The following is a 25,491-nucleotide window of genomic DNA, read 5'->3' as shown; positions in this document are numbered from 1 at the left end:
TATATCTTTATCCTTTGTGATAAAGTTGCATTTATTTTATTTCCATAATTATATTAAAATAATATGGATTAGATAATTTAGGAGGAAAATATGAAAAAATCAAGAATTTTATCTTTAATGCTTGCTGGCTTAATGTTAGTTGGTTGTCAATCTAAAAAAGCAGAAGATAAAAAAGAAGAAAAACAGGTAGAAACTACTAAAAACTTTGAAGGAAAAACTTTAAATGTTGTAGCTACGTCTGAAAAATATAAAAAACTTTTTGATAAGTTTTCAGATGAAACTAAGGCCAAAGTTGAATTTCTTTCAATGTCAAGTGGAGAAGTAATTGCTAAAATTAAAGCTGAAGGTGGAAAACCAAGTGCTGATGTTTGGTTTGGTGGCGGAATTGATGCCTTTATGAAAGCTAAATCAGATGGTCTTTTAGAAATGTATAAACCTGAAGGATTTGATAAAATTAAAGAAGGATTTAAAGATAATGAAGGTTACTGGATTTCAAAAGGAGTTACAGTTGTAGGATTTTTAGTAAATAATAAAATTTTAGAAGAAAAAGGACTTAAAGTACCTAAAACTTGGGAAGAAATTGTAGATCCTAAGTATAAAGATGAAATTATTATGGCAAATCCTGCTGTTTCAGGAACTAGTTTTGCAAATGTTAAAGGCCTTATAGATAAGTATGGAGAAGAAAAGGCCTGGGAATATTTTAAAAAGTTAAATGATAATGTTAAGTTCTATGGAAAAAGAGGAAAAGATCCACAAGAAAAAACAGTAGCAGGAGAATTTGGAATAGGAATTATTCCAATTGATAAATCAGCTTTTGATGTAGCTGAAAAAAATAATTTAACTGCAATTTATCCAGAAGATGGTTTATGCTGGGTACCAGAAGGTGTAGCAATTTTTAAGAACAGTCCAAACCTTGAAGTTGCAAAAGCATTTGAAGATTTTATTTTAAGACCTGAAAATCAACAATTGATTGCTGAACTTGATGGAAAAGATGGTGGTCAAATGGTAATTGAAGGAACTAAAGGGTATGATCTTGGCTTACCTAAAGATAAATTTATAAAAGAGGATATAGAAAGTTTTGGTTCACAAAGAGAAGCTATTCTTAAAAAATGGGCAGAATTAACACAAGGAAAATAAAATTTCACGATAATTTTTATCAAGAATATTTTTAGAAATCTTGTTGTTTTACAATAGAAAATAGGGAGAACAATCTCCCTTTTTAATTAATTAAAGTTATGAAAAGATATTTTAAATTTTTAGATGCAATTATTATATTAACTCTTGTTTTTTGTTTATTTACTTTTATTTTATTTCCTTTCTTAAAAGTTTTTACTTCCACATTTTTTAATGAAGGAAAATTTACTTTAGAAGGATTCTCTTTTTTAAAAACACAGAGTAAACTTTTATATAATTCAATTTTTGTAGCAATTTTTGCTACCATAATTACAACAATTGTTTCAGTTTCTATTGGAATTTTTTGTTTTAGTATTAAAAAGAGTATAAAGAGATTAATTTCATTTGTTTTAATGATTACAATGATATCTCCACCTTTTGTTTCATCATTAGCATATATAAAACTTTTTGGAAGAAGAGGTTTCATAACACATGATATTTTTAAGCTATCATTTAATGCTTATGGTTCTTTTGGTGTTATTTTAATGCAAAGTATAGGGCTTATATCTTTGAGTGCTCTTATGATTATATCTACACTAGATAATATTGATAAGGAGCAAATAAATAGTGCAAGATCTTTAGGGGCAAAAACAAATAATATTATTTTAGATATTATTTTACCTCAATTATTACCTAGCATAAAAGTTGTTGCAATTTTAAGTTTTATAAGAAGTATTGCTGATTTTTCTACACCTTTAATAATAGGTGGTTCTTTTGAAACTTTAGCTTCAAAATCATATAATGTTTTTATTTCTGATGGAAATATTATTCAGGCTGGAGCTATGAATATAATACTTTGTATTCCAGTTATTTTTACTTTTATATTTTATATAAAGAATTCAAGAATAATTTCAAATACAAATTTTGGATCTAATGTGTCAGAAGTTAATATTGAAAAGAAAGGTATTGTTTTTTCCTTTGCAATTTTTTTATCAACAATATTTTTGATTTTATTAATTTTACAATATAGTTCTATAATTTTATCTGCTTTTACAGATTATTCAAAAGGAAAATTATATTTTACATTTGAACACTTTATAGGAATTAAGAACCATATAGATAAAACTATTTTTAGAAGTATTAATTATTCTTTGATTTCTGCTTTCTTTGGTAGTCTAATAGGACTTTTACTACAATATTATATTCATATAAGAAATGTAAAATTTTTAAAAATATTTGATTTTATTGCTACTATGCCATATATGTTACCAGGTACTTTCTTTGGAATTGGATATATATTAGCTTTTAATAATTATCCAATTTACATTACAGGAACTGCTTTAATAGTTATTTTGAATGTTACTTTTAAGCAACTTCCTTTTTCAACTAAAGTCTTTAGTTCTAGTTTAGAAACAATAGATAAGAATCAAATTTTAAGTGCAAAAGACCTAGGAGCAAATGAATTCTTTATTTTTAAAGATGTTATTTTATCACATACAAGAAATCATTTTGTTATAAGCATGATAAATGGATTTAATAGTACTATGACTACAGTTGGATCTATAATTTTCATTGTATATCCAGCACAAAAGGTTTTGACTCTTGTAATGTTTGATGTCATAAATAGTGGTAAATACAACACTGCTTCAGTATTAGCTATATTGATAATTCTGATTTGCTTAATTTTTAGTTTATTATTTATGTTTATTAATTATATTTTAAATAAATTAGGAGATACTTATGTTCTTAGAAGTAAAAAATTTATGTAAGAAATATGGTGAAAAGGAAGTTTTAAAAGATATTAACTTCTCTCTTGAAGAAGGTAATATTCTATGTATATTGGGACCTTCCGGTTGTGGAAAAACAACCATTTTAAATTCAATTGGAGGTTTTATTAAAAACGATTCAGGACAAATTATTTTAAATGGAGAAGATATAAGTTCTTTAAATCCAGAAGATAGAAATATTTCAACAGTTTTTCAATCTTATGGACTTTTTAGTAATAAAAATGTTTTAGAAAATGTTGCTTATGGATTGAAATTTAGAAATGTAAAAAAGCAAGATAGAATAAAACAATCTATGGAAATGCTAAAAATTGTTGGACTTGAAGGATATGAAAAAAGAAAAATTCATGAGTTATCTGGTGGCCAAAGGCAAAGAGTGGCACTTGCAAGAAGTCTAGTTATAAGTCCAAGACTTATTTTGCTTGATGAACCTTTTTCAAATTTAGATAAAAATTTAAGAATTACAATGAGAAATGAAATTAAGAAACTTGTAAAATATTTTAAAATGACAACAATACTAGTAACACATGACCAAGAAGATGCTTTTACAATGGCTGATAGAGTTATTTTAATGAATGAAGGAAAAATAATTCAAAATTCTACAGTTACTGAGCTATATAATTCTCCAAATAGTGAGTTCTCACTATCATTTATTGGAAATTCAAATAAATTAGATAATGATAATTTTATTAGACCGGAAAAAATCAAAATAGTTGATTATAAAACTGAAGAACCTGCTGAAATTTTATCAAAACAATTTAGAGGAGCTTTTATAGAGTATCAGTTAAAGTTAAAGAAAAGCGATGAGAAGATATTAAAAGTAGTAGAATTAAATACTGGAAAAGAAAAAAATATCGGAGAAGATGTTTTTATTGAGTACAAATTACAAAAACTTTCAATTTAATTGAAAGTTTTTTTCTATATTAACAATTGTTGAATTTTAGTTGATATTGTATTATAATTAATATGAAAAATATAAAAATTAGAAAGATGTGATTTTATGGGTTTAGATAAATTATTTTTTTTGTTATCAACTATAAGAATAACAGATATTATAGATATATTTATAGTTAGTTTTATGTTTTATAAGTTATTTGCATTGATTAGAGGAACAAGAGCAACTCAACTTATAAAAGGGATACTATTCATTTTTATAGCTTCAAAACTAAGTGAGTTTTTTAAACTTTATACTATAAGTTGGATTTTAAATAATGCAGTCACAGTTGGTTTTATAGCTATTTTGATAGTATTTCAACCAGAACTTAGAAGGATATTGGAACATATTGGAAATAATAAACTTTTAAAACCTGTTAATTTTGAAGTATCAAGTAGTAATGCTAATGTCATTGAAGAAATTGTTAAGGCTACATATTCATTAGCTGACAAAAAAATTGGTGCTTTAATGGTTTTAGAAAGAAAGACAGGCCTTAGGGATATTATTGAAACAGGTATTTCTTTGAATTCTGACGTTTCCTATGAATTGTTAATGAATATTTTCATTCCTAATACTCCATTGCATGATGGGGCAGTTGTTATAAGTCATGATCGTATTATAGCAGCGTCTTGTTTTTTACCTCTAACTGATAGTAAACAAATATCAATGGAACTAGGAACAAGACATAGAGCTGGTATTGGTATTTCAGAAAAATCAGATGCTATAGTAATCGTTGTTAGTGAAGAAACAGGATATGTTTCTATTTGTGAAAAGTCAAGAATAAATAGAAATGTTTCAAAAGAATACTTATTAAATTATTTAGTTGAAAATTTTGTTGTCGAAGAAAAAAATACTAATTCATTAAAAGAAATTTTCCAAAATTTATTTGAAAATAAAGAAGTTTCAGATGATGTTGTAAATAAGAAAGAATTTAAAGAAGAAGTTAAGAAAGAAATTATTGAAGATATAAAAGAAGAAGTTAGTGAAATTGTTGAAAATCAAGGTGATAAAATTGTTAAAAAAGATTAATATAAAGAGTATAATTGAATTAATTAAGAAAGATTTTAAATTAAAAGTAATTTCATTGGCTGTTGGAATAGTTATGTGGTTTCTTGTTATTGGTGGAGTTAATCCAGTTGTTACAAGGCAATTTAATGATGTTCCTGTAAGTTTTAAGAATCAATCTGTTTTAGAATCTAGAAAACTTATAAGAATAAGTCCTGAAAATCCAACAGTAACAGTTACTATAACAGGAAAAAGAAGTGATGTTTATTCTGTAAATAAAAGTGATATAGTTGCAGAGGTGAATTTACAAAATGGGATAACATCTGGGGCACATAGATTATCTATTAATTATAAAGTTCCATATAATGTTCAGTTTAAATCAGCTTCAGAAACTGATTTACTAGTTACTTTAGATGAAGAAATAAGTAAAACTTATAAAGTTGAAGTTGAAACAGTTGGACAAATAAAGAACAAAAACCAAGTTGTAGCAAAAAAAGAACCTGCTGATTCTGAAATTGTAGTAAGTGGACCGGTTAGTTATGTAAATAAAGTTAAGAAAGTTCTTTGTGTTGTAGATGTTACTAATAAAGATAGTGATGAAGTAGTTCAATCTAAAATAGTACCTGTTGATGAACTTAATCAAGAAGTTAAAAAAGTGACTCTTAGTAAAACAGACACTAATGTTTCTATCGGATTTAAGAACTTTAAAGAAGTTCCAATAAAATTAGTAGAAATAAATACACCACCTAGTGATGTAAGAATTATAAAGAAAAACATTGTTCCTAATATAGTTTCATTGGTTGGAAATTTGACAAGTTTGGAACAAATTTCGGAAATAAGCACTAAACCTTTTGATTTGTCTCAAATAAAGGAATCAGGTTCATATAATCTTAATTTGGAATTACCATCTGATGTAGCTCTTGTTAATAATGATCTAAAGGTTGTTATTAATATTGATGTTGACGAAAAGATTGAAAAGAATTTTGAAATTGATACTTCTAATATTTCAATAGAGAATGAGTCTGATAAAGAAATACTATTGAAAGGTTTACAAAATAAGGTTCAGGTTACTGTGAGAGGCTATGAATCTGACTTGTCTAAGCTAACTGAAGACGACATAAAACTTTATGTTTCAGTTAAGAAAGAAGATGTCGGTAAAAATGTGCAAATAAAAGCTAAAAATATTGAAAATATTGAAATTGTAAAAATTTCAAACGATATTGTTCAAGCTATTGGAAAATAAATTTTAAAAAAGCAATGGTAAATCCATTGCTTTTTTATAAATAAGTAATGAGGTTATGTATGGATTTATTGAAGGGATTAAATAATAGACAATTAGAAGCTGTGGAGCATTTTGGTTCTCCATTATTGGTTCTTGCTGGAGCAGGAAGTGGAAAGACTAAGGTATTAACCACAAAGATTGCTTATGCAGTTTTAGAAAAAAATGTAAGTGAATATGAAATTTTAGCTATTACTTTTACAAATAAAGCCGGAAAGGAAATGAAAGAGAGAATAGAGAATATCTTTAAAAGAGATATTTCTAGTATGTGGATAGGAACTTTTCACTCAATTTGCTCTAAAATTTTAAGATTCAATATAGAAAAAATAGGATATTCAAATAATTTTACGATTTATGATAGAGACGATCAAAAGTTAGTTTTAAAAGAGATTTTTAAACAAAATCCTACTTGGGAAAGTGTACTTGGAGAGTTCAAAAATGCTATTATTGGAATTATAAGTGATGCTAAAGGCAAAAATGTTAAATCAAGTGAATTTTCAAAATATTTTTCCTTTGGAAATAATACTGATGTAGTAGAAAAAATTTATAAAAAATATGAGGAGATCTTAATAAAGAATAATGCTTTAGATTTTGACGACCTTATCTTTAAAACTATTGAACTTTTTAAAAAATGTCCTGAAGTTTTGGACTATTATTCTGAAAAATTTAAATATATTTATGTTGATGAATATCAAGATACTAACAATTCCCAATATGAGATTATAAAACTTTTAGCATCTAAATATAAAAATGTATGTGCCGTTGGAGATATCGACCAATCAATTTATGGGTGGAGAGGTGCAAACATTTCAAATATTTTGAATTTCGAAAATGACTTTCCCAATTCAAAAATAATTTTACTTGAAGAAAATTATCGTTCAACACAAAAGATTTTGGATTGTGCTAATGAACTTATAAAAAATAATGTAAATAGAAAAGAAAAAAATCTCTGGACAAAAAAAGAGGGCGGAGATGAAATAATTTATAAAAGCTATCAAAATGAAAATTATGAGGCTATAGAAGTTGCACAAAATATTTCAAATTTGATTTTTGAAGGTTATAATTTATCAGATATCGCAGTTTTATATCGTGCAAATTTTCAATCATTTGCAATTGAAAATGCACTAAGAAAAAATTCTATTGCGTATAGAATGGTCGGTGGTCTAAAGTTTTACGATAGAAAAGAAATTAAAGATATTTTGGCATATTTAAAATTAATTGCAAATCCGAAAGATGATAATGCTTTTAGAAGGATAATAAATTATCCTAAGCGTTCAATTGGAAATGTAAGTTTGCAAAAACTAGAGGAATATTGCTATGCTGAAAATATCAGTCTTTTTGATGGACTATTTAGAAATGAATTTTTGGACTCTGTAAGTAAAAAATTAAGAACTGAATTTGAAAATTTTAGAGATATGATTTTCGGTTTTATCACTTGTGTTGAAGATACTGAAGTTGAAATTTTGATTAAAGAACTTTTAGATTCAATCAAATTTGTAGATTATTTAAGAGAAAATGAAAAGAAAGAGTTTGAAAAAAAGGCAGAAAATATAAATTTATTTTTGGAAGAAATTTCTAATAACTATAAAGGAGCTAAATTGCTAGAATATCTTGAAACAAATAGCCTTTTATCAGATATAGATAAGACTGAAGATTCGGATGATACTGTTACTTTAACTACTATTCATTCTGCAAAAGGACTTGAATATAAAGTTGTATTTATTATAGGAATGAATGAAGGTATATTTCCGAGTGAAAGGTCAATTAAAGAGAGAGATGATGGACTTGAAGAAGAAAGACGACTTTTCTATGTAGCTATTACTAGAGCAAAAGAAAAACTCTTTATTTCTTCAACAAAGAGTATGACTATGTATGGGAAATTAAATCTTTATAGAGTTTCAAGTTTTGTAGATGAAATAATTAATTATGTTGACGATAAAAGCATTAATCTTGAATTTAATTTTGATGAAGAAAGAGTTAATACTTCGAAAATTAGAAATGATGCTTATACAGATTATTCCAGAACTTATGTATCTAATGCAGATCTTGGAAGAACGAAATTAGATAAACCATTAAATCATTATCAAAAACCAAATAAGACTTCATCTAAAGATGTTTATAAAGTTGGAGAAAAGATTATACATGAAAAATATGGTGAAGGTACTGTAATTAAATGTGAAAAAGCAGGAACAAAGATTATGCTTATGGTTGCATTTGATGGAGAAGGTATTAAATTATTTGATTTAAAGAAAGACAAGCGTATAAAGAGGGCTTAATAATGGATAAAATGAAAGAAATTGTAGAAAAATTAAATCTTTGGGCATATAAGTATTACACTTTAGACGAACCTATTGTAAGTGATGCTGAGTATGATAGACTCTATGATGAACTTCTTAAATTAGAAAAAGAAACAGGCGTAATTTTACCAAATTCTCCAACTCAAAGAGTAGGTGGAGAAGTTTTAGAAAAATTTGAAAAACATACACATTTAAAAGAGCTTTACAGTTTACAAAAGGCGCAAAGTTTTGAAGAACTTGAAGAGTTTCATAATAGATGTTTAAAACTTTTAAATGAATATAATTCTATAAACAATACTAAAAAGACTTTGGAATATTATGTTGAGTATAAATTTGATGGACTTACAATTAATCTAACTTATGATAAAGGAATTTTAGTTTCTGCATCTACTAGAGGAAATGGAGTATATGGAGAAGAAGTTTTTGAACAAGTGAAGACAATAAAAAGTATTCCGCTTGAAATTGATTATAAAGGTTTAGTTGAAATTCAAGGAGAAGCTATTATGCCTCTCTCTGCTCTTGCAAAATATAACGAGACGGCAGAAGTACCTTTAAAAAATGCCAGAAATGCTGCAGCAGGAGCGATTAGAAATCTTGACCCCAAAAAGACAGCTAGTAGAAATTTAGATGCTTTTATTTACAATGTTGGCTTTAAGTCTGATGAGCAATTTAAAACTCAAGAAGAGATGATTTCGTTTTTAAAAGAAAATAAATTTAAAGTAAATGGATATGAGAAAAAATGTCTTAATCTAAAAGAGATAAAAGATAAAATAAGAGAAATAGATGTTTTAAGAAAAAAAGTTGATTATTTGACAGATGGTGTTGTAATTAAAGTTAATGACTTTGAACTTAGAGAATTTTTTGGATATACTAATAAATTTCCTAGATTTGCAATAGCTTATAAATTTGAGGCAGAAGAATATAGTACAATTTTAAAAGAAGTTGTTTGGAATGTAGGTAGGACAGGAAAAGTTACTCCTACAGCTATTTTAGAACCAGTTGAAATAGGTGATGTAACTGTTCAAAGGGCAACTTTAAATAATTATGATGATATTTTAAGAAAAAAAGTAAAAATAAATTCAAGAGTTTTGATAAGACGTTCAAATGACGTTATCCCGGAAATTCTTGGAACAATGGATGAAGATAATGGAAATGAGATAGAAATTAAAATGCCAACACATTGTCCTTATTGTAATAGCGAATTGATTCGAGATGGAGTACATTTCTTCTGTACAAACACTTTAGCCTGTACACCTCAATTAACTTCTTCACTTGTTCATTTTTCAAGTAAAAATGCAATGAATATAGAAGGTTTAAGTGAAAAAACTATTGAATTATTGTTTGATAAATTAGGAGTGGATAAAGTTTATAAAATTTATGATTTAAAATATGATGAACTTATCGCTCTAGAAAAATTTAAAGATAAAAAGGTTAATAATTTATTAAACTCAATAGAAGAGAGCAAAAATGTAAATTTAGAAAACTTTATCTATGCGCTTGGAATTAAAAATGTAGGGATTAAAACTGCAAAAGATTTAGCTAAAAAATATAAAAATTTAGTTAATTTAAGAAAAGCTACCGTTGAGGAACTTTTACAGATTAATGATGTTGGAGATATTGTAGCCAATTCTATTTTTGAATTTTTTAATGATGAATATAGCAAAGGTGCTTTGGATAAATTACTTGAAAAAGGAATAGAAGTAATTCCTTATGAAGAAATTTCAAAAAGTGAATTTACTGATAAGAAAATAGTAATAACAGGTACTTTTGAAAATTACAAAAGAAAAGATTTAGAAGATATTTTTTCTCAAAATGGTCTTATAGTTCAATCTGCTGTTGCAAAGTCTACTGACTTTTTAGTTGTTGGAGAAAAGGCGGGTTCAAAATTAAAGAAGGCACAAGAACTTGGAATAAATATAATATCAGAAGATGAACTTGAAATATTTTTGGAGAAGATAAGATAAAAATAGGGAGGGTTATTATGGATGAAAATAACAGAAACAAAATTACAAAAGTTTTGCTAGATATTAAAAAGTTTTCAGAAGAAGAAAATAAAAATTTTGATGTTGGGAAATACTCAAAGATTTCTATAAGTGATATATCAATAGCTGGTGTTATTGCTTCTTCAATAAGAGAAAAAGGGCTATTTAGAGTTACTATGAAATCTGGTGGAAAATTGATGAAAGCAAAAGAAGGGGGATTTTATACTGCTGTTTTAAAGAATAACAAAATTGTAGAACAGGCTAGATTAATTCCATCAAATATAAATTATACAATAATATTTGCTGCAATTATTTTAAAATGTATTGATAAAAAATTGGATACTATCCAAAGAACTCAAAAAGAAATATTAAATTTTTTAGAACAGGATAAAATATCACAACTTAAAGCAGATTCAGATATTCTATTAAAAAGTTTAAAAGATTTTTATTATAATTATGATAACGAAATATTTAGAAATTCTGAAGTTATAATGATTAATGAAATTTATAGAAATTCGATTAAAGATATTTCATTTTATAAATGGAAAATAAAAGATTTTTTTGCAAATAATAAAAAAATGAGTCTGAACGAAAAAATTTTTGAAATTAATAGAATTTTTGGAGCATATAGATTAGCACTATATAATTATTCTTTTTCTTTATTTTTAAAAATTTTATTTATTGAAAATGTTAATTTAGAATATTTTAATGAACATATAAAAAATATAGAATTTGAATCTAGAGAATATAAAAATATATATGGTGAGCATTATGATGATGTAAAGAATATTATTGATAAAGATAACTATATAGGTAAAAAAGTTTCAGAAATTTTCAATGGATTTAGTAAAAAAATTAATAGTTCGATAGATTTTTTTAATATATCAGATGATAAAAAAGTACAATATATGGTTGATAATTTTATAAATGTAAATAGGTATAGTGGAATAGAAGTTTTTTCTGATAGACTTAGAAAAATAGCAAAAATGTATAATGAGCCAATAGAACTAGTTTATAAAGATAATAATTTATATATTGAAAATAAATATTTTGACTAAATAATTTTTTAAAGACTTGCAAATGGGAGTCGTCTATGATATAATACTACTGTTAAATTTGAGTTTGTAAAAGGAGGTATGAAAATGTCAAAAAGATGTGCAATTTGTGATAAAACAAAATTATTTGGAAATAAAGTAACTTTTTCACATAGAAAGAGCAGTAGATCATGGGGAGCAAATATTAGAAAAGTAAGAGTTGTTGTTGACGGCTCTGTAAAGAGAATTAATGTTTGTACTACATGTTTGAAGAGTGGTTTTGTTGAAAGACCTTCATTTACTTCAGCTGAATAATTATAATGAAAATTTTTAGGAAGATTATTATCTTCCTATTTTTTTGTTCAAATATTAAAAATTTTGTTTGAGAAATTTTATATTACAATAAATAACATATTTCTACAATTTATTGATATTATATTAAATGTAAAAATTCAAAAATTAAATAATAAAAAATTTGACTAAATGCAAAAAATATTTTATACTTATATGAGTTAAATTATTAAGTTCAAGGTAGTGATTTTATAAAAATAGCAGTTATTGGTGCAGGTGCATCAGGTATTATGAGTGCGATATTTTCAAAAAACGAAAATACCGATGTATTTTTGTTTGAAGGAAATGAAAAAATTGGTAAGAAAATTTATATTTCAGGAAAAGGAAGATGTAATATTACCAATTCAAAAGAAATTTACGAATTTTTTGATGAAGTAAATAGAAATAAAAATTTTTTATATAGTAGTTTGTATTCTTTTACTAATGAGGATATTTTGAGATTTTTTAACGAGAATGGTCTAAGAACTAAAGTTGAACGTGGGGGAAGAGTTTTTCCGCTTTCTGATAAATCAAGTGATGTTATAAAGGTATTGGAAAAAGCATTAAATGTAAAAGGTGTTAAAATTATTTTAAATACTGAAATTGATGATGTAAAGATTATTGGGGATAAATTTAAATTAGTTTGTAACAAAGATTATGGCCTTTTTGATAAAGTTGTATTTGCTACAGGGGGTAAATCTTATCCTTTTACAGGTTCTAGAGGGAAAGGTCATGAAATTTTAAAGAGATTGGGTCATACAATAACTGATTTAAAAGCTGGACTTGTTGGAATTGATGTAAAAGAAAATATTAGGAAATATTCAGGAGTAAGTTTAAAATTTGTAGATTTTAATATATATGGTAAATATAAAAAGCTTTTACATTCTGAGTTTGGAGAAATGATTTTTACTCATACAGGTTTTAGTGGACCAATAGTTTTAAAATCAAGCAAGTATTTTGATAATTCAGAAGATTTTGTTATTTCAATTGATTTAAAACCTAAACTTGATCAGCATACATTAGATCTTAGATTACTAAGAGAATTTGATCAAAATAAGAATAAAAATTTAAAAAATGTTCTTTCGAATGTTTTAATAGGTTCTATGGTTGAACTTGTACTCGAAAAATCTGGAGTTAATGGAGAAATTCCAGTTAATCAGATTAATAAAGAAGATAGAAAAAAGCTTGTAGAAACTATAAAAAATTTAAAATTTAATTTTAAGAGCTTAAGACCATTAAGTGAGGCAATTATTACTATTGGGGGCGTTTCAGTTAAGGAGATTAATTCTTCTACTATGGAAAGTAAGCTTATAAAAAATTTATATATTGTAGGGGAACTATTAGATGTAGATGCAAATACAGGTGGATATAACTTAACTATTGCATTTTCTACTGGACATTTAGCTGGAGTTTCCTGTATAGAAGGAGAGTAATTATGGATTATATTATAGCAATAGATGGACCTTCAGGAGTTGGAAAAAGCACCATTGCAAAAAAACTTTCTAAAATTTTAAAGATTAATTATATAGATACAGGAGCGATGTACAGAGCGATTGCATTTAAACTAATTTCTAATAATATTCCTTTAGATAACCATAATAAAATAAAAGAAATTCTTGAAAATACTGATTTTACATATAAAGCTAATTGCCTTTATATGGATGGTGTAAAATTAGGAAAGGAAATTAGAACTGATGAGATTTCAAAAGGAGCATCACTAGTTTCAAGTTATGATTATGTTAGAAATCATTTGGTTTCACTTCAAAGAAAAATAGGATTGGAAGGAAGTTGTGTTCTTGATGGGAGAGATGTTGGAACTGTAATTTTTCCAAAGGCAGATTTTAAATTTTATTTAACTGCTTCTTCTAAAGAAAGGGCAAAAAGAAGATTTTTGCAAAGTGAACGAAAAAAAGGTCTTAATTTGGAGCAAGTTAGAGAAAGTATCGAAAAAAGAGATTATGATGATATGAATAGAGAAGCATCTCCTTTAAAAAAGGCAAAAGATGCAATTGAAATAGATTCTACCGATAAGACTCTTAAGGAAACTATATTAGAGTTTTTATCCTATATTAGAGGAGAAAGTAATGTATAAATTTTTACTTAGGATAGTTTCTGTTCTTATAAAAATAATTTACAGAGTAAGAGTTAATGGAATTGAAAATTTTAAAGATGATGAGCCTATAATAATAAGTGCTAATCATATTCATATATTTGATCCTGTTATTCTTGCAACTTTAACAAAAAAACAAATATTTTTTCTTGCAAAAAAAGAACTTTTTGATAAAAAATTTTCGGCAAAATTCTTTTCAAAACTAGGAGTCATCCCTATAGACAGAGAAAATACTGATTTAAAAGCAATAAAGTCTTGCTTTAGAGTTATAAGATCAGGAAATATGCTTGGAATTTTTCCAGAAGGTACAAGAGTTAAAACGATAGACATTAGTAATATGAAAAAAGGTGTAGCTTTAATTGCTTTGAAAAATAAAGTAAATATATTGCCTATTCATATTGAAGGAACCTATAAAATTTTTTCTAAAATAACTGTTGATATATATCCTATGATAGAAATTAGTGATTTTGAAAATATGGAAGATGCGGAGGCTATTGATAAATTAACAGAAGAACTATTTTATAAAATTTATCAAGGAAAAAATGGAGATTTATATAGCAAATAATGCAGGTTTTTGTTTTGGAGTAAAAAGGGCAGTAAAAATAGCCGACAAAACTTTGAATGAAAATCAAAAAAATGAAAATGTGTATTCATATGGAGAATTAATTCATAACCCTCAAGTTGTAGAAAAGTTTGATGAAAAAGGACTTAAGGTTATTGATAATTATGAGGACGAAAAAAAAGGAACAATAGTTTTACGTTCACACGGAATACATCCAAATATTAAGAAAAAAATGATAGAATATGGACATAAATGTATTGATTGTACTTGTCCAGTTTTATTAAATATATATAGAAAAATTGAAAAGAAGGTTGAAAATGGATATGAGATTATAATCATCGGAGATAAAAATCATCCAGAAATCAAAGCTATGGTTGGTTATTGTGGTAATAAATTTTGTGTAATAAATACAAAAGAAGAAGCAGAAATGATAAAAAACAAAAAAAATTTATATATTATTTCACAAACGACCAATTTAGTAGAGAAATTTTTTCAATTTTCTGATATAATAAAGGATAGGAATGAAAATGTTATAATTGAAAATACAATTTGTGATGCAACTTCAAAAAGACAAAATTCTTGCGAAGAAATTTCTAAGAAAGTTGATTGTATGATAGTTATTGGGGGATACAGTAGCTCTAATACAAATAAACTTTATGATGTAGCCAAAAAGCATTGTAAAAATGTATATAGAATTGAAACATTTTTAGATTTACCATTGAAAGATATGGTAAAATATAAGAAAATAGGATTAACCGCCGGCGCTTCAACTCCGGATTGGTTAATAGAGGAGGTAGTTGAAGGTATGGAAATTTTAAGCAAGGATGAATTTATGGAACAAATAGAAGGGAGTATTAAGAAAATTTATCCAAGAGACATAGTGAAAGGAACTATAATTTATGTCACTGAAACTGAAGTTATGGTTAACATTGGTTATAGAAGTGATGGGATTATAAAACTTGATGAGTTATCTTCTGATGTTACTAAAAAACCTAAAGATTTATTTCATGAAGGACAAGAAATTGACGTTTATGTAATTAAGCTTGATGATGGGGAAGGTAATGTTGTTTTATCAACTAGAAGAGTAGAATCATTAAAAGATTGGCAAAATCTTGTTGAAAAATTCAATAATAAAGAGTTGGTAGAAGCAGAAGTAGTAAAAGAAGTTAAAGGAGGCCTATTAGCTACTGTTGATGGAATTAATGCTTTTATTCCTGCAAGTCATATTACAACTAGCTTCGTAAAAGATTTTACACCATATATTGGTCAAAAATTAGAATGTGCTATAATTAATCTTGATGAAAGAAAGAAAAAAGTTGTTCTTTCAAGAAGAGAAGTAGAAGAAAAAGAATTAAATGAAAAATTAGATTTAGCTTGGAGTAAATTGGCTGTTGGAGATGTCTTAACAGGAACAATTAGAAAGCTAACTGACTTTGGTGCATTTGTAAATTTAGGAGATGTTGATGGTTTAATTCATGTTTCAGATATTTCTTGGAATAGAATTAAAAAACCTTCTGATATTTTAAATGTTGGAGATCAAGTAGAAGTTGTTATTTTAAAACTTAATAGAGAAAGAAATAGAATTTCATTAGGTTTAAAACAATTGACAAAGAAACCATTTGAATTATTCCTAGAAAATAATTCAGTTGGAGATGTTGTTACAGGAACTGTAATTAATTTAGTTGATTTTGGTGCATTTGTTAAATTAAAAGAAAATGTTGAAGGTTTAGTTCATATTTCTCAAATTTCTCATGATCACATTGAAAAGGCTTCAGATGTATTAAATATTGGTGATGAAGTACAAGTAAAAATTATAAATATTGATGAAGAAAACCAAAAAATATCTTTATCTATAAAAGAACTTCTTGAAAAACCAGTTGAAGAAACAGTTGAAGAAGAAAAAGAAGTAGTTGTGGAAGAAGAAAAAGAAGAAGAAGCAAAATTTGAAAATCAAGAATTGGACAATTCAATAGGTGCTTTACTTGATATTGAATTATAATTTTTAATTTTTTTTATAGCTGTCGAAAAAAATCGGCAGCTATTTTTTTAATACATTGAAATAAATTTCATTAAGGTATATAATCTAATTGGAGTGATTTGATATGAATATAAAATTTTTTAATAAAAGTTCAGAAGAACGACGCAATATGATTCTTAGTGAAAAAGTATTAAAGACTATAGTTATTTTAACTATACCTATTTTTATGATGGGTTTAGTGCAATCTTTAATTCCTATTACAGATGGATTATTTTTAAACAATAAAGCAGGTTATATTATAGCGGGAGCTATTGGTTTTTCTCAATCCGTAATAGGTATTTTAAATGCATTTTCTCAAGGGCTCAGTGTTGCAGCGTCGGCAATAATAGGACAATTATATGGGAAAGGCGATATTGAAAAAACCAAGCATAGTTCGGTTCAAATTTTGGTTTTATCTTTTGGTATAGGACTACTACTTTCGCCTCTCTGTTTAATATTATCTTATATAATATCAAGAGGAGTAAATGAAGAACTTTCAGTACATGTTTTTGAGTATCTTGGACTTTATTCTTTTGTTTTACCTTTTTTATTTATGGCAGCTATTTTTAATTCTATAAAAAATGGGACAGGACATCCTGAAGCACCATTTTTTCGTATGATAATTCTTTTGGTTTTTAAAATAGTTTTTAATACAATATTTTTATCAATTTTAAATTTAGGAGTTTTTGGTGCAGTATCTGCATCTTTTATGTCTTACTTTTTGATTGGTATTTGGATGTACTATGATTTATTTATAAAAAAATCAGATATGCAACTTTCTTTAAAAAATTTTAGATTCGATTTTGAATTTATAAAAAAAACAATGGCTTTGGCAATTCCCAGCATTTTATCATATATCTTAGTTTATATTGGATTCTTTTTAATTAATAAAGAAGTAGTAAAATATGGCTCTATTGCCCTTAATGCTTCTACCATTGCTTCTAATATAAATTCAATTTATTTTGTTTTGCCTACAAGTGTTGGAACAACGGTTACTACAATGATTAGTATGAATATAGGAAATGGGAATTCCAAAAATGCAAAAAAAGTATTTTATTATGGAATTTTGTTTTCTTTGATGATAGTATTTTCGATTATAATCATTTTTACACCTCTAAATCCTTATATTGTTGAGTTATTCCAAAAGAATCCGGAAATTACAACAATAACTAATAAGGCGTTGACTATTTATATGTATTCTGTGATAGGATTTGGAATATTTACAGTTGAACAAGGAGTATTTATTGGTTTGGGAAGAACAAAAATGCCTTTGCTTACAGGAATAATGAGAGTTTGGTTACTTAGATATATTTTTATAATTTTTACTGAAAAGTATTTGGGAGTATATTCAATTTTCTGGGGAAATTTATTTTCAAATTGTATGGCTGCATTTATATTTTTCTTTTTTGTTATGAAAGTGAAATGGGAATCAGCTATTAAAGATTTATAAAAATCTTGATTTTTTTCTTAAAATTTGATATAGTAGTCTATATACTTATGTATAAATTAGGAGGTTATTTTATGGAATTTAATAATGAATTAGGTAAAGTTTCTATTAATCCTACTGTGATTAAAACAATCGTAGCTAATGTGTTAAGAGAGAGTTATGGAGTTAGCGGATTGGCTAATGTTTCTCCTAAAGATGGAATCTATCACCTTTTAGGATGGGATAATTCAGGTAAAGGTGTTCATGTTGTACTTAAAGAAGATAATATTTTCATAGATTTACATATTGTTATTCAATATGGAATTAAAATTTCAACAGTTTGTGAGAATATAATAGAAAATATAAAATATAATGTTGAAAACTTGACAGGATTAACTGTGAAAAAAGTTAATATTAATGTTCATGGAATAAAATTAGAAGGTAATTAGGAGGAAATTATGATAAATAGTGAACAATTGCAAAAGGCATTTGTAAGAGCTCGTAATTATCTTGAAACAAATAAAGAGATAGTTAATAGCTTAAATGTATTTCCAGTTCCTGATGGAGATACAGGTACAAATATGTCTTTGACTATTAAATCAGCAATAAAGAATTTAGAAAATTCAAAAATTAATACTTGTGCAGATGTTACTAAAGCTATTAGCGATGGGGCATTGATGGGCGCAAGAGGAAACTCAGGAGTAATCTTATCTCAAATTTTAAGGGGTTTCTATTTAGGAAGTAAAGAAAGTGTAACGCTTGATGTTGAAACTATTAAGGAATGTTTTGTAAATGCCTATAGGGTCGCTTATAAATCAGTTATAAAACCTACTGAAGGAACAATTTTAACAGTTATAAGAGAAATGGGTGAATTTGCAGAAGCAAATTATACTCATTATAATGATGAAATTGAATTTTGTAAAGAAATTTTAAAGGAAGGTTTTAGAAGTTTGGAAAAAACTCCTGAAATTTTACCTATTTTAAAAGAAGCAGAAGTTGTAGATGCTGGCGGCCGTGGACTAATGTATTTACTTGAAGGTGCCTTAGGAGATGAAGTTGTTGAAATTAAAAACAATTACGAATTTAATAGACCTGCAAGAATTGAACACTTGGCTGCACAACAAGATGAAGATATTAAATTTGGATATTGTACTGAATTTATGGTTACAAGTGATTCAGAAGAATATGGAGTATTAAGAGATAAACTTGCAAGTATTGGAGATTCTTTAATTGTAGTTAAAGGTGATAATATTATAAAAGTTCATATTCATACTAATCATCCTGGACAAGCAATTGAATGGGCATTAGAATTTGGACCTTTACATGACTTAAAAATTGATAATATGAGAAGACAACATAATCATTTACATCATACTGACAAAGAAGTTGCAGATGCTAAGCATTCTGAAGAAGTGAAAGAACATAAAAAATATGGTTTTATTTCTATTTCAACAGGAGATGGTATCGATGAAATCTTTAAGAGTATGGGTGTAGATGAAATTATTACTGGGGGACAAACAATGAATCCTTCAACTGAAGATATTTTAAAGGCGGTTGAAAAGATTAATGCTGATGATATTTTTGTTTTCCCTAATAATAGTAATATTATACTTGTTTCAGAACAAGCAGCAAAAATTTCTAATAAAAGACTTCATGTTATAAAAACAAAACAAATACCACAAGCATTTAGCTCATTATTTAATTTTGACGAATCCTTATCAGTTGATGAAAATATTGAACTTATGACTGAGGCTATTTCCAATGTTAAAGTTGGCCAAATAACTTATGCTCTAAGAGATACTGAAATTGAAGGAGTAAAAATCAAAAAAGATGATTTTATGGGCTTAAATGAAGGTAAAATCACAGTGTCTAAAAAGAAAATAGAAGATACATTTAAAGCACTTATTGATCAACTTATTGATGAAGATTCATCTATAGTAAGTATTTACTATGGAGAAGATGTAAAAGAAAAAGATGCTGAAAAATTAGCAAAATTAATTGAGAAAAAATATGAAGATATTGAGGTTGAATTAGTATATGGTGGTCAACCATTATATTACTATTTGATTTCAGTTGAGTAGAAAAAGTCCGAAAGGACTTTTTTTGTAAGGATAATTATGGAATTAAAAGATATTAAGGGAATTGGAGAAAAGAAAATTGCTCTTTTAAATAAACTTGGAATTTTTACAGTTAATAATTTATTAGAGTATTTTCCATATTCTTATATTGATACTACAAAATTTAAAAAAATTTCTGAAATAACTGAAGAAGGAAGTTATTCGTATAGATTAAAAATCATTTCTTTAATGGAAAATAGAAAAAAAAGAAATATTAGAGTTACAAAATTTTTAGCAATGGATGAGGAAATGAATTATTGCACAATTGTATATTTTAATAATATCTTTATTTCAAAAAATTTAAAGATTAATAATGTATATGAAATGTATGGAAGAGCAAAATTACTTGGAAAAAATGTTGAAATTCAGTCTCCTACAATGCAAAATAAAGCTAATATTATTGGAAGTATAATTCCACAATATCATTTGTGTAAAGGAATTTCTAATCTAGACTTAGTTAAGATTATTCAAAATTTATTAAAAAAGAATTCATATTTTGAAGAAAAACTACCTAGTAATATTCTAAATGAATTAAACTTGGAAAATTATGATAAAGCAATTAGGAACATTCATTTTCCAAAAGATAATGAAAGTTTTATTAGAGCAAAAAGAAGACTTGCCTTTGACGAGATTTTTTATTTTCAACTCTCTATGAAAAAATTAAAGAGAAATAATGATGATGCTATTAGATTTGAGATAAAAGATGAAACGTATGATTTTATAAAATCTTTAAGTTTCAAATTGACAAATTCACAAAATAAAGTATTGGAAGATATTTTTAGAGATATGTCTAATGATAAACAAATGAATAGACTAATTCAAGGAGATGTGGGTTGTGGTAAAACAATAATCTCTTTTATTGCTATGTTTAATGTTATAAAAAATGGATTTCAATCAGTTTTAATGGCTCCTACTGAAATTTTAGCTAGACAGCATTATGAAAATGCTAAAAATCTTTTTTCAGATTATAATATAAAAGTTGAGTTATTAGTTGGAAGTTTAAAAGAATCCGAAAAGAAAGCTATTAGAGAAAAGCTAGAAAACGGAGAAATTGATATTGTAATTGGAACACATGCGGTTTTTCAGGAAAAAGTTGTTTACAAAAATTTGGGCTTTGTTATTACAGATGAACAGCATAGATTTGGAGTTAAACAAAGACTTTTACTTTCTAAAAAATCTAAAAATCCAGATATATTAGTAATGAGTGCAACTCCTATACCTAGGACTGTTGGTCTTGTTATGTTCTGTGATTTGGATATTTCTACTATTGATGAGTTGCCTAGTGGTAGAGGAAAGGTGAATACTTACTTTGTAGATGAAAATTATGAAGAAAGATATATGAATTTTATAAAAAAACATATATCAGAAGGACGTCAGGCATATATTGTTTGTCCACTTGTCGATGAGAGCGATACATTGGAATTACAGTCAGTTATAAATTTATATGAACGTTTAAAAGAAAGATATTTTCAAAACATTGAAATCGAATTTATACATGGGAAGATAAAACCCGTTGACAAAGACAAGATAATGAAAAATTTTGAAAGTGGAAAAATAAAAGTTCTAGTTGCAACTACTGTAATAGAAGTTGGTATTAATGTTCCTAATTCAAATATAATGGTAATTTATAATGCAGAAAGATTTGGTCTTAGTCAATTACATCAACTAAGAGGAAGAATAGGAAGAGGAAATTATGAAAGTTTTTGTATTTTAGTTAGTAATAACAAAAGTACAAATGTAAAAAAGAGAATGGATATAATGTGTTCATCAAATGATGGTTTTTATATTTCTGAACAAGATTTTTTACTTAGAGGATATGGTGATATTCTAGGATATCGACAATCAGGAGAAGCCAGATTTAAAATTTTAAATATCCAAAAAGATTATGAGCTTTTAAAATCTGCAATAAAATATGTTGATGAGATTTTGAAGCATGATTTTAATTTTGACAAAGAAGAAAATCAAGTTGTTAAAAGAAATGTTGATGAGTTTATCCAAAATCTTAGTAATAACATTATTATGAATTAGGTTTTAAAGATATCTTATTGTGTAATCAAATTTGCAATTAGTATTAAACAATCTTATTGCTAACAGAGGGGGATTTTTTGGTTAGAAAATTTTATAAAATTATTAATTTTAATTATTTTACTCATATAGTAATTTTTGCCGTTTGTATATTAACTTCTGTTTTTCAACTTCTTGTTTATACTTATACTAAAAAAATAGTTGATAAATTTATTGAGTTAAATGGTATTTATTATTATGGCGTTAAAATATTTATGTGCTTATTGTTTGCTTTTTTGGTAATGAGCACCTTAAAAAAATTTTTGTTTTCAGTTATTGGTATAAAGCTGGAATATAAAATTTTGAGTAAATATATTTTAAATATAAAAAATTTAAAAGAAGAAGAATTAAATAATTCCATTGTTGTCATGGATAGAATTTCAAAATTTACAGATTTTCTAGATAATAATTTAAACAGTCTTATTTATACACCTTTTTCATTTATATTTACTTTTTTGGGAATTTTTTTGATTGATAGAATGACTGCTATAATAATTATACCAGTTGTTATAACTACAGTGTTTATCGACTTTTTGCTAACAGATAAACTGATATATTCTTCACAAAAGTATTATAGAGAATATAGTGAATGTATAAATTTTCAAAAAGAGATGTTAGAAAAAATAGAAAATATAAAAATTAATGGTCTTGAAGATTATGTTGATAGTTTACATAGAAAAAAACAAGAAAAATTATTGAAATCTAAAAATTATCTCACATTTAGAGAACAAATATCCTATATTCCTGCACTATTAAATGAATATTTACCAACTATTATATTAATTTTTATAGCAATTTTAAGAGTAAAATATTCTCCTATGAGCTATGGACAGTTTTTTGCACTACTTAGTATGGTTGTTGGTATATCATTACCTTTTACAAAATTTTTAAGAACAATCACTAATTTGAAATCAGTAAGTGTTTTGTTGGATGATATTGTAAAAATAATAGATTTAAAAGATTGTCATATCGTTAATAATAATTTTAAAAGTTCAAGCTTTACTGATAATACAGTAATTAATGTTAAAAATTTGGATTTTAATTATGGAGATAAAATTATTTTTAGGGATGTAAATTTTAGTGTAAAGAATGGTGAAAAAATATCTATAATTGGTGAAACTGGCTCAGGAAAGTCTACTTTGATAAAAATTATTTTAGGATTATATGACTTAAATGAAAAAACAAAAATAAATATTTTTGGATTTGATGTTAATAATGAAAAAAGAGAAATTTGGGAAAATATTGGATATGTTGATAATAATACATATTTATTTGATGGGAGTATAAATTATAATATTACTTTAAAAAACGATTTAACTAATTCTGAATTAAAAAATTTAGAAAATATAGCTTTAATGCTTGATATAAATTATTTACTAGATAAAGAAATAGATGTAAAGCAATTTGGAACAAATTTATCTGGAGGAGAAAAATTGAAAATTTGTATAGCCAGAGCATTATTTAGAAATCCAAGTCTTTTGATTTTAGATGAACCTACATCTGCACTTGATGATTACAGTGAGGATTTATTTTGTGATTTGTTAAAAAACATTAATGTTACAACTATATTGGTTACACATAGAAAAAAACTTATGGATATGAGTGATAGAATACTTAAAATTTCAGATAATAAAATTTTCGAAATAAATAAGGAGAGTGAAATTCATGTTTAAAAAAATTAATTTAGTAAAAAATAGTTTTAATTTACTATCTGGAATTTCATTCCTATTCAATTCTTTTCAAAGTGTTTTTGCTGATTTTCTTTTTGGAATATTATATTTTTTAATTTTTGAAAAATTGTATTATAGTAAAATAGATTATCCATTTTTAGTGTTATTAACATTTCTAGTGTTTTTATATTTTGTGTTTTTAATTCCTTTTTGGGGCTATCATATGGAAAAAGGCGTTAATGTTTATCAGAAAAATTTAACTAATTTAGTTTTTAAAACAATTCTTAATAGGGATAATGTTGTACATTCATCTGAAAACATTACTTTAATTCAACATGATGTAATAAATGATTCAAAGATATTAGGCTGGGATCTTGTAGTGTTTTTTCAAGCGATTTTATCAGGTATTATATCAACTATTGTTATTTTTAATGCTTCATACAAAATGTTACTATTACTTTACATTCTAGGTTTAATTGCAATAATATCAAATTTATTTTTTATAAAAATTATAAAAAAATTATATTTATGTATAAGAAAAAATATTGAACTTAAAATAAAATATGTGTCTGAGTATGTAAATAATTTAATAATAGTAAATATTTACGGATTAAACGAGTCAATGGAAAGTGATATTTTAAAAGTATTGGAGGAAGTATATAAACAAAAATTAAGAATTAAAATTTATGAAACGATAACTTTTTTTATAGACAATATGGTATATAAAATTGGATTCAAATTAGTCATAATTATTTATGGAATGTATCTTGTTTCGATAGGAAGTATAAATTTTGGATATCTATTACTATGTTTTTCTATGGTTGAAGGAATAATTTTCTTTTTAAGTTATACAGGTGAATATATATCTGTTATACAAAAATTATTTATAAGTATTTCAAAAGTTAATACTTTTTTATATTCTAAAAGAAATTCTGAAAAATCAAAATTTGTTTTAAAGCCTATATCTAAGGTAGAATTTAGAGATGTATTTTTTAAATTTTTTGATAGTAAAGAGTATTTAATAGATGGATTAAACTTAGAATTTGATTTTTCAAATAACTATATAATTTGTGGTAAAAATGGTATTGGCAAAAGTACAATATTTAAATTGATATTTGGTATTTTAAAACCTGATAAAGGGAGCATTAACTTTAAATATTGCAAATTAGAGAATAGTGGAAATCCTGTTTATGTTTCTCAAGAACCTTTGATTTTTTCGGGTACTGTAAGAGAAAATATATTACTAGATAAAAAAGATGTTAGTGACGATAAAATATATGAGGCTTTACAAACGGTTTGTTTAGATAATTGGATAGATTCTTTGGATGATGGACTTGACTTTTATATTGATGAAAAGGTAAGTGTTTTATCTAAAGGAGAAAAAATGAGATTAACAATAGCTAGGGCATTAATAACTAACCCTCAAATACTTTTTTTAGATGAACCTGATGCAAATTTAGATGTTGAAACAATAAAATTAATTATAAACAATATAAAAAAATTATATAAATGTAAATTTATGATTATTTCACATCTAACAAAGTATAATATTTATGATGAAGAATTTAAAATAATTGAGTTGTAAAAAGAAATGTTGACAAGTTTATTAATAATATTATTATGAATTAAAGAAAAGAGATAGAGTTGATTTTTATCTCTTTTTTAGTTTAATTTAAAAATAATAGTATAAACTTTTATTATCTGATATTATTTATAAAAATCAAATTAAAATAATATCATTATATTAAATTTAGTTACAAAAAGATT

At 25.6% G+C, this 25,491-nt stretch carries 19 protein-coding genes; all 19 read left to right on the top strand.

Going from position 1 to position 25,491, the window contains the following annotated elements:
• The first annotated feature begins 90 nt into the window (after positions 1-90).
• The 19 genes from VJI77_RS01385 (at position 91) to VJI77_RS01295 (ending at position 25,309) form a co-directional block, all read left to right on the top strand.
• Entirely contained in the window at positions 91-1,137 is a 1,047-nt protein-coding gene (locus tag VJI77_RS01385; protein ID WP_009354268.1) for an ABC transporter substrate-binding protein, read from the top strand.
• Positions 1,138-1,235: 98 nt separating this feature from the next.
• On the top strand, positions 1,236-2,882 hold the full coding sequence (locus VJI77_RS01380) for an ABC transporter permease (protein ID WP_323987957.1): 1,647 nt from the start codon (positions 1,236-1,238) through the stop codon (positions 2,880-2,882).
• A complete protein-coding gene (locus tag VJI77_RS01375; protein ID WP_323987956.1) occupies positions 2,854-3,801 on the top strand; it encodes an ABC transporter ATP-binding protein in 948 nt (315 codons plus the stop codon). The genes VJI77_RS01380 and VJI77_RS01375 overlap by 29 nt, the downstream gene beginning before the upstream one ends.
• 96 nt (positions 3,802-3,897) lie before the next feature.
• Positions 3,898-4,860, top strand: a complete 963-nt coding sequence (gene cdaA / locus VJI77_RS01370) for a diadenylate cyclase CdaA (RefSeq protein WP_323987955.1) — start codon at positions 3,898-3,900, stop codon at positions 4,858-4,860.
• Entirely contained in the window at positions 4,835-6,079 is a 1,245-nt protein-coding gene (locus VJI77_RS01365; protein ID WP_323988145.1) for a CdaR family protein, read from the top strand. Before cdaA ends, VJI77_RS01365 begins: the two co-directional genes overlap by 26 nt.
• A 59-nt stretch (positions 6,080-6,138) precedes the next feature.
• A complete protein-coding gene (locus tag VJI77_RS01360; protein WP_323987954.1) occupies positions 6,139-8,391 on the top strand; it encodes an ATP-dependent helicase in 2,253 nt (750 codons plus the stop codon).
• Positions 8,392-8,393: 2 nt separating this feature from the next.
• The gene (ligA, locus tag VJI77_RS01355; RefSeq protein ID WP_323987953.1) at positions 8,394-10,376 is read left to right on the top strand and encodes an NAD-dependent DNA ligase LigA; all 1,983 of its coding nucleotides are present in this window, start codon (positions 8,394-8,396) and stop codon (positions 10,374-10,376) included.
• Positions 10,377-10,393: 17 nt separating this feature from the next.
• Complete coding sequence (locus VJI77_RS01350) at positions 10,394-11,452, top strand: hypothetical protein (RefSeq protein WP_323987952.1); 1,059 nt, start codon at positions 10,394-10,396, stop codon at positions 11,450-11,452.
• An 84-nt stretch (positions 11,453-11,536) separates the two neighbouring features.
• Positions 11,537-11,743 (top strand): 50S ribosomal protein L28, encoded by a 207-nt coding sequence (gene rpmB, locus VJI77_RS01345; protein ID WP_009372827.1) that lies wholly within the window; start codon positions 11,537-11,539, stop codon positions 11,741-11,743.
• Positions 11,744-11,970: 227 nt separating this feature from the next.
• Positions 11,971-13,191, top strand: a complete 1,221-nt coding sequence (locus tag VJI77_RS01340; protein WP_323988144.1) for an NAD(P)/FAD-dependent oxidoreductase — start codon at positions 11,971-11,973, stop codon at positions 13,189-13,191.
• A gap of 2 nt (positions 13,192-13,193) precedes the next feature.
• Positions 13,194-13,850 (top strand): (d)CMP kinase, encoded by a 657-nt coding sequence (gene cmk, locus VJI77_RS01335; RefSeq protein WP_323987951.1) that lies wholly within the window; start codon positions 13,194-13,196, stop codon positions 13,848-13,850.
• Entirely contained in the window at positions 13,843-14,433 is a 591-nt protein-coding gene (locus tag VJI77_RS01330; RefSeq protein WP_009732777.1) for a lysophospholipid acyltransferase family protein, read from the top strand. The genes cmk and VJI77_RS01330 overlap by 8 nt, the downstream gene beginning before the upstream one ends.
• Positions 14,411-16,429 carry a bifunctional 4-hydroxy-3-methylbut-2-enyl diphosphate reductase/30S ribosomal protein S1 gene (locus tag VJI77_RS01325; RefSeq protein ID WP_323987950.1) on the top strand — a complete coding sequence of 673 codons (2,019 nt, stop codon included), beginning with the start codon at positions 14,411-14,413 and terminating at the stop codon, positions 16,427-16,429. The genes VJI77_RS01330 and VJI77_RS01325 overlap by 23 nt, the downstream gene beginning before the upstream one ends.
• A 103-nt stretch (positions 16,430-16,532) precedes the next feature.
• Complete coding sequence (locus VJI77_RS01320; protein WP_323987949.1) at positions 16,533-17,897, top strand: MATE family efflux transporter; 1,365 nt, start codon at positions 16,533-16,535, stop codon at positions 17,895-17,897.
• Positions 17,898-17,968: 71 nt separating this feature from the next.
• Positions 17,969-18,322: an Asp23/Gls24 family envelope stress response protein gene (locus VJI77_RS01315; protein ID WP_293438878.1), complete on the top strand. Its 354-nt coding sequence runs from the start codon at positions 17,969-17,971 to the stop codon at positions 18,320-18,322.
• 9 nt (positions 18,323-18,331) lie between these two features.
• Positions 18,332-19,954 (top strand): DAK2 domain-containing protein, encoded by a 1,623-nt coding sequence (locus tag VJI77_RS01310; RefSeq protein ID WP_323987948.1) that lies wholly within the window; start codon positions 18,332-18,334, stop codon positions 19,952-19,954.
• A 36-nt stretch (positions 19,955-19,990) separates the two neighbouring features.
• Entirely contained in the window at positions 19,991-22,018 is a 2,028-nt protein-coding gene (recG, locus tag VJI77_RS01305) for an ATP-dependent DNA helicase RecG (RefSeq protein ID WP_323987947.1), read from the top strand.
• 77 nt (positions 22,019-22,095) lie between these two features.
• A complete protein-coding gene (locus VJI77_RS01300; protein WP_323987946.1) occupies positions 22,096-23,727 on the top strand; it encodes an ABC transporter ATP-binding protein in 1,632 nt (543 codons plus the stop codon).
• Complete coding sequence (locus VJI77_RS01295) at positions 23,720-25,309, top strand: ABC transporter ATP-binding protein (RefSeq protein WP_323987945.1); 1,590 nt, start codon at positions 23,720-23,722, stop codon at positions 25,307-25,309. The genes VJI77_RS01300 and VJI77_RS01295 overlap by 8 nt, the downstream gene beginning before the upstream one ends.
• The last annotated feature ends 182 nt before the right edge of the window (positions 25,310-25,491 follow it).

The sequence above is a fragment of the Parvimonas sp. D2 genome (assembly GCF_035282635.1).
GTDB lineage: Bacteria > Bacillota > Clostridia > Tissierellales > Peptoniphilaceae > Parvimonas.
Note: the sequence above shows the minus strand (reverse complement) of the source record. Positions and strands in the feature narration are given on the sequence as shown.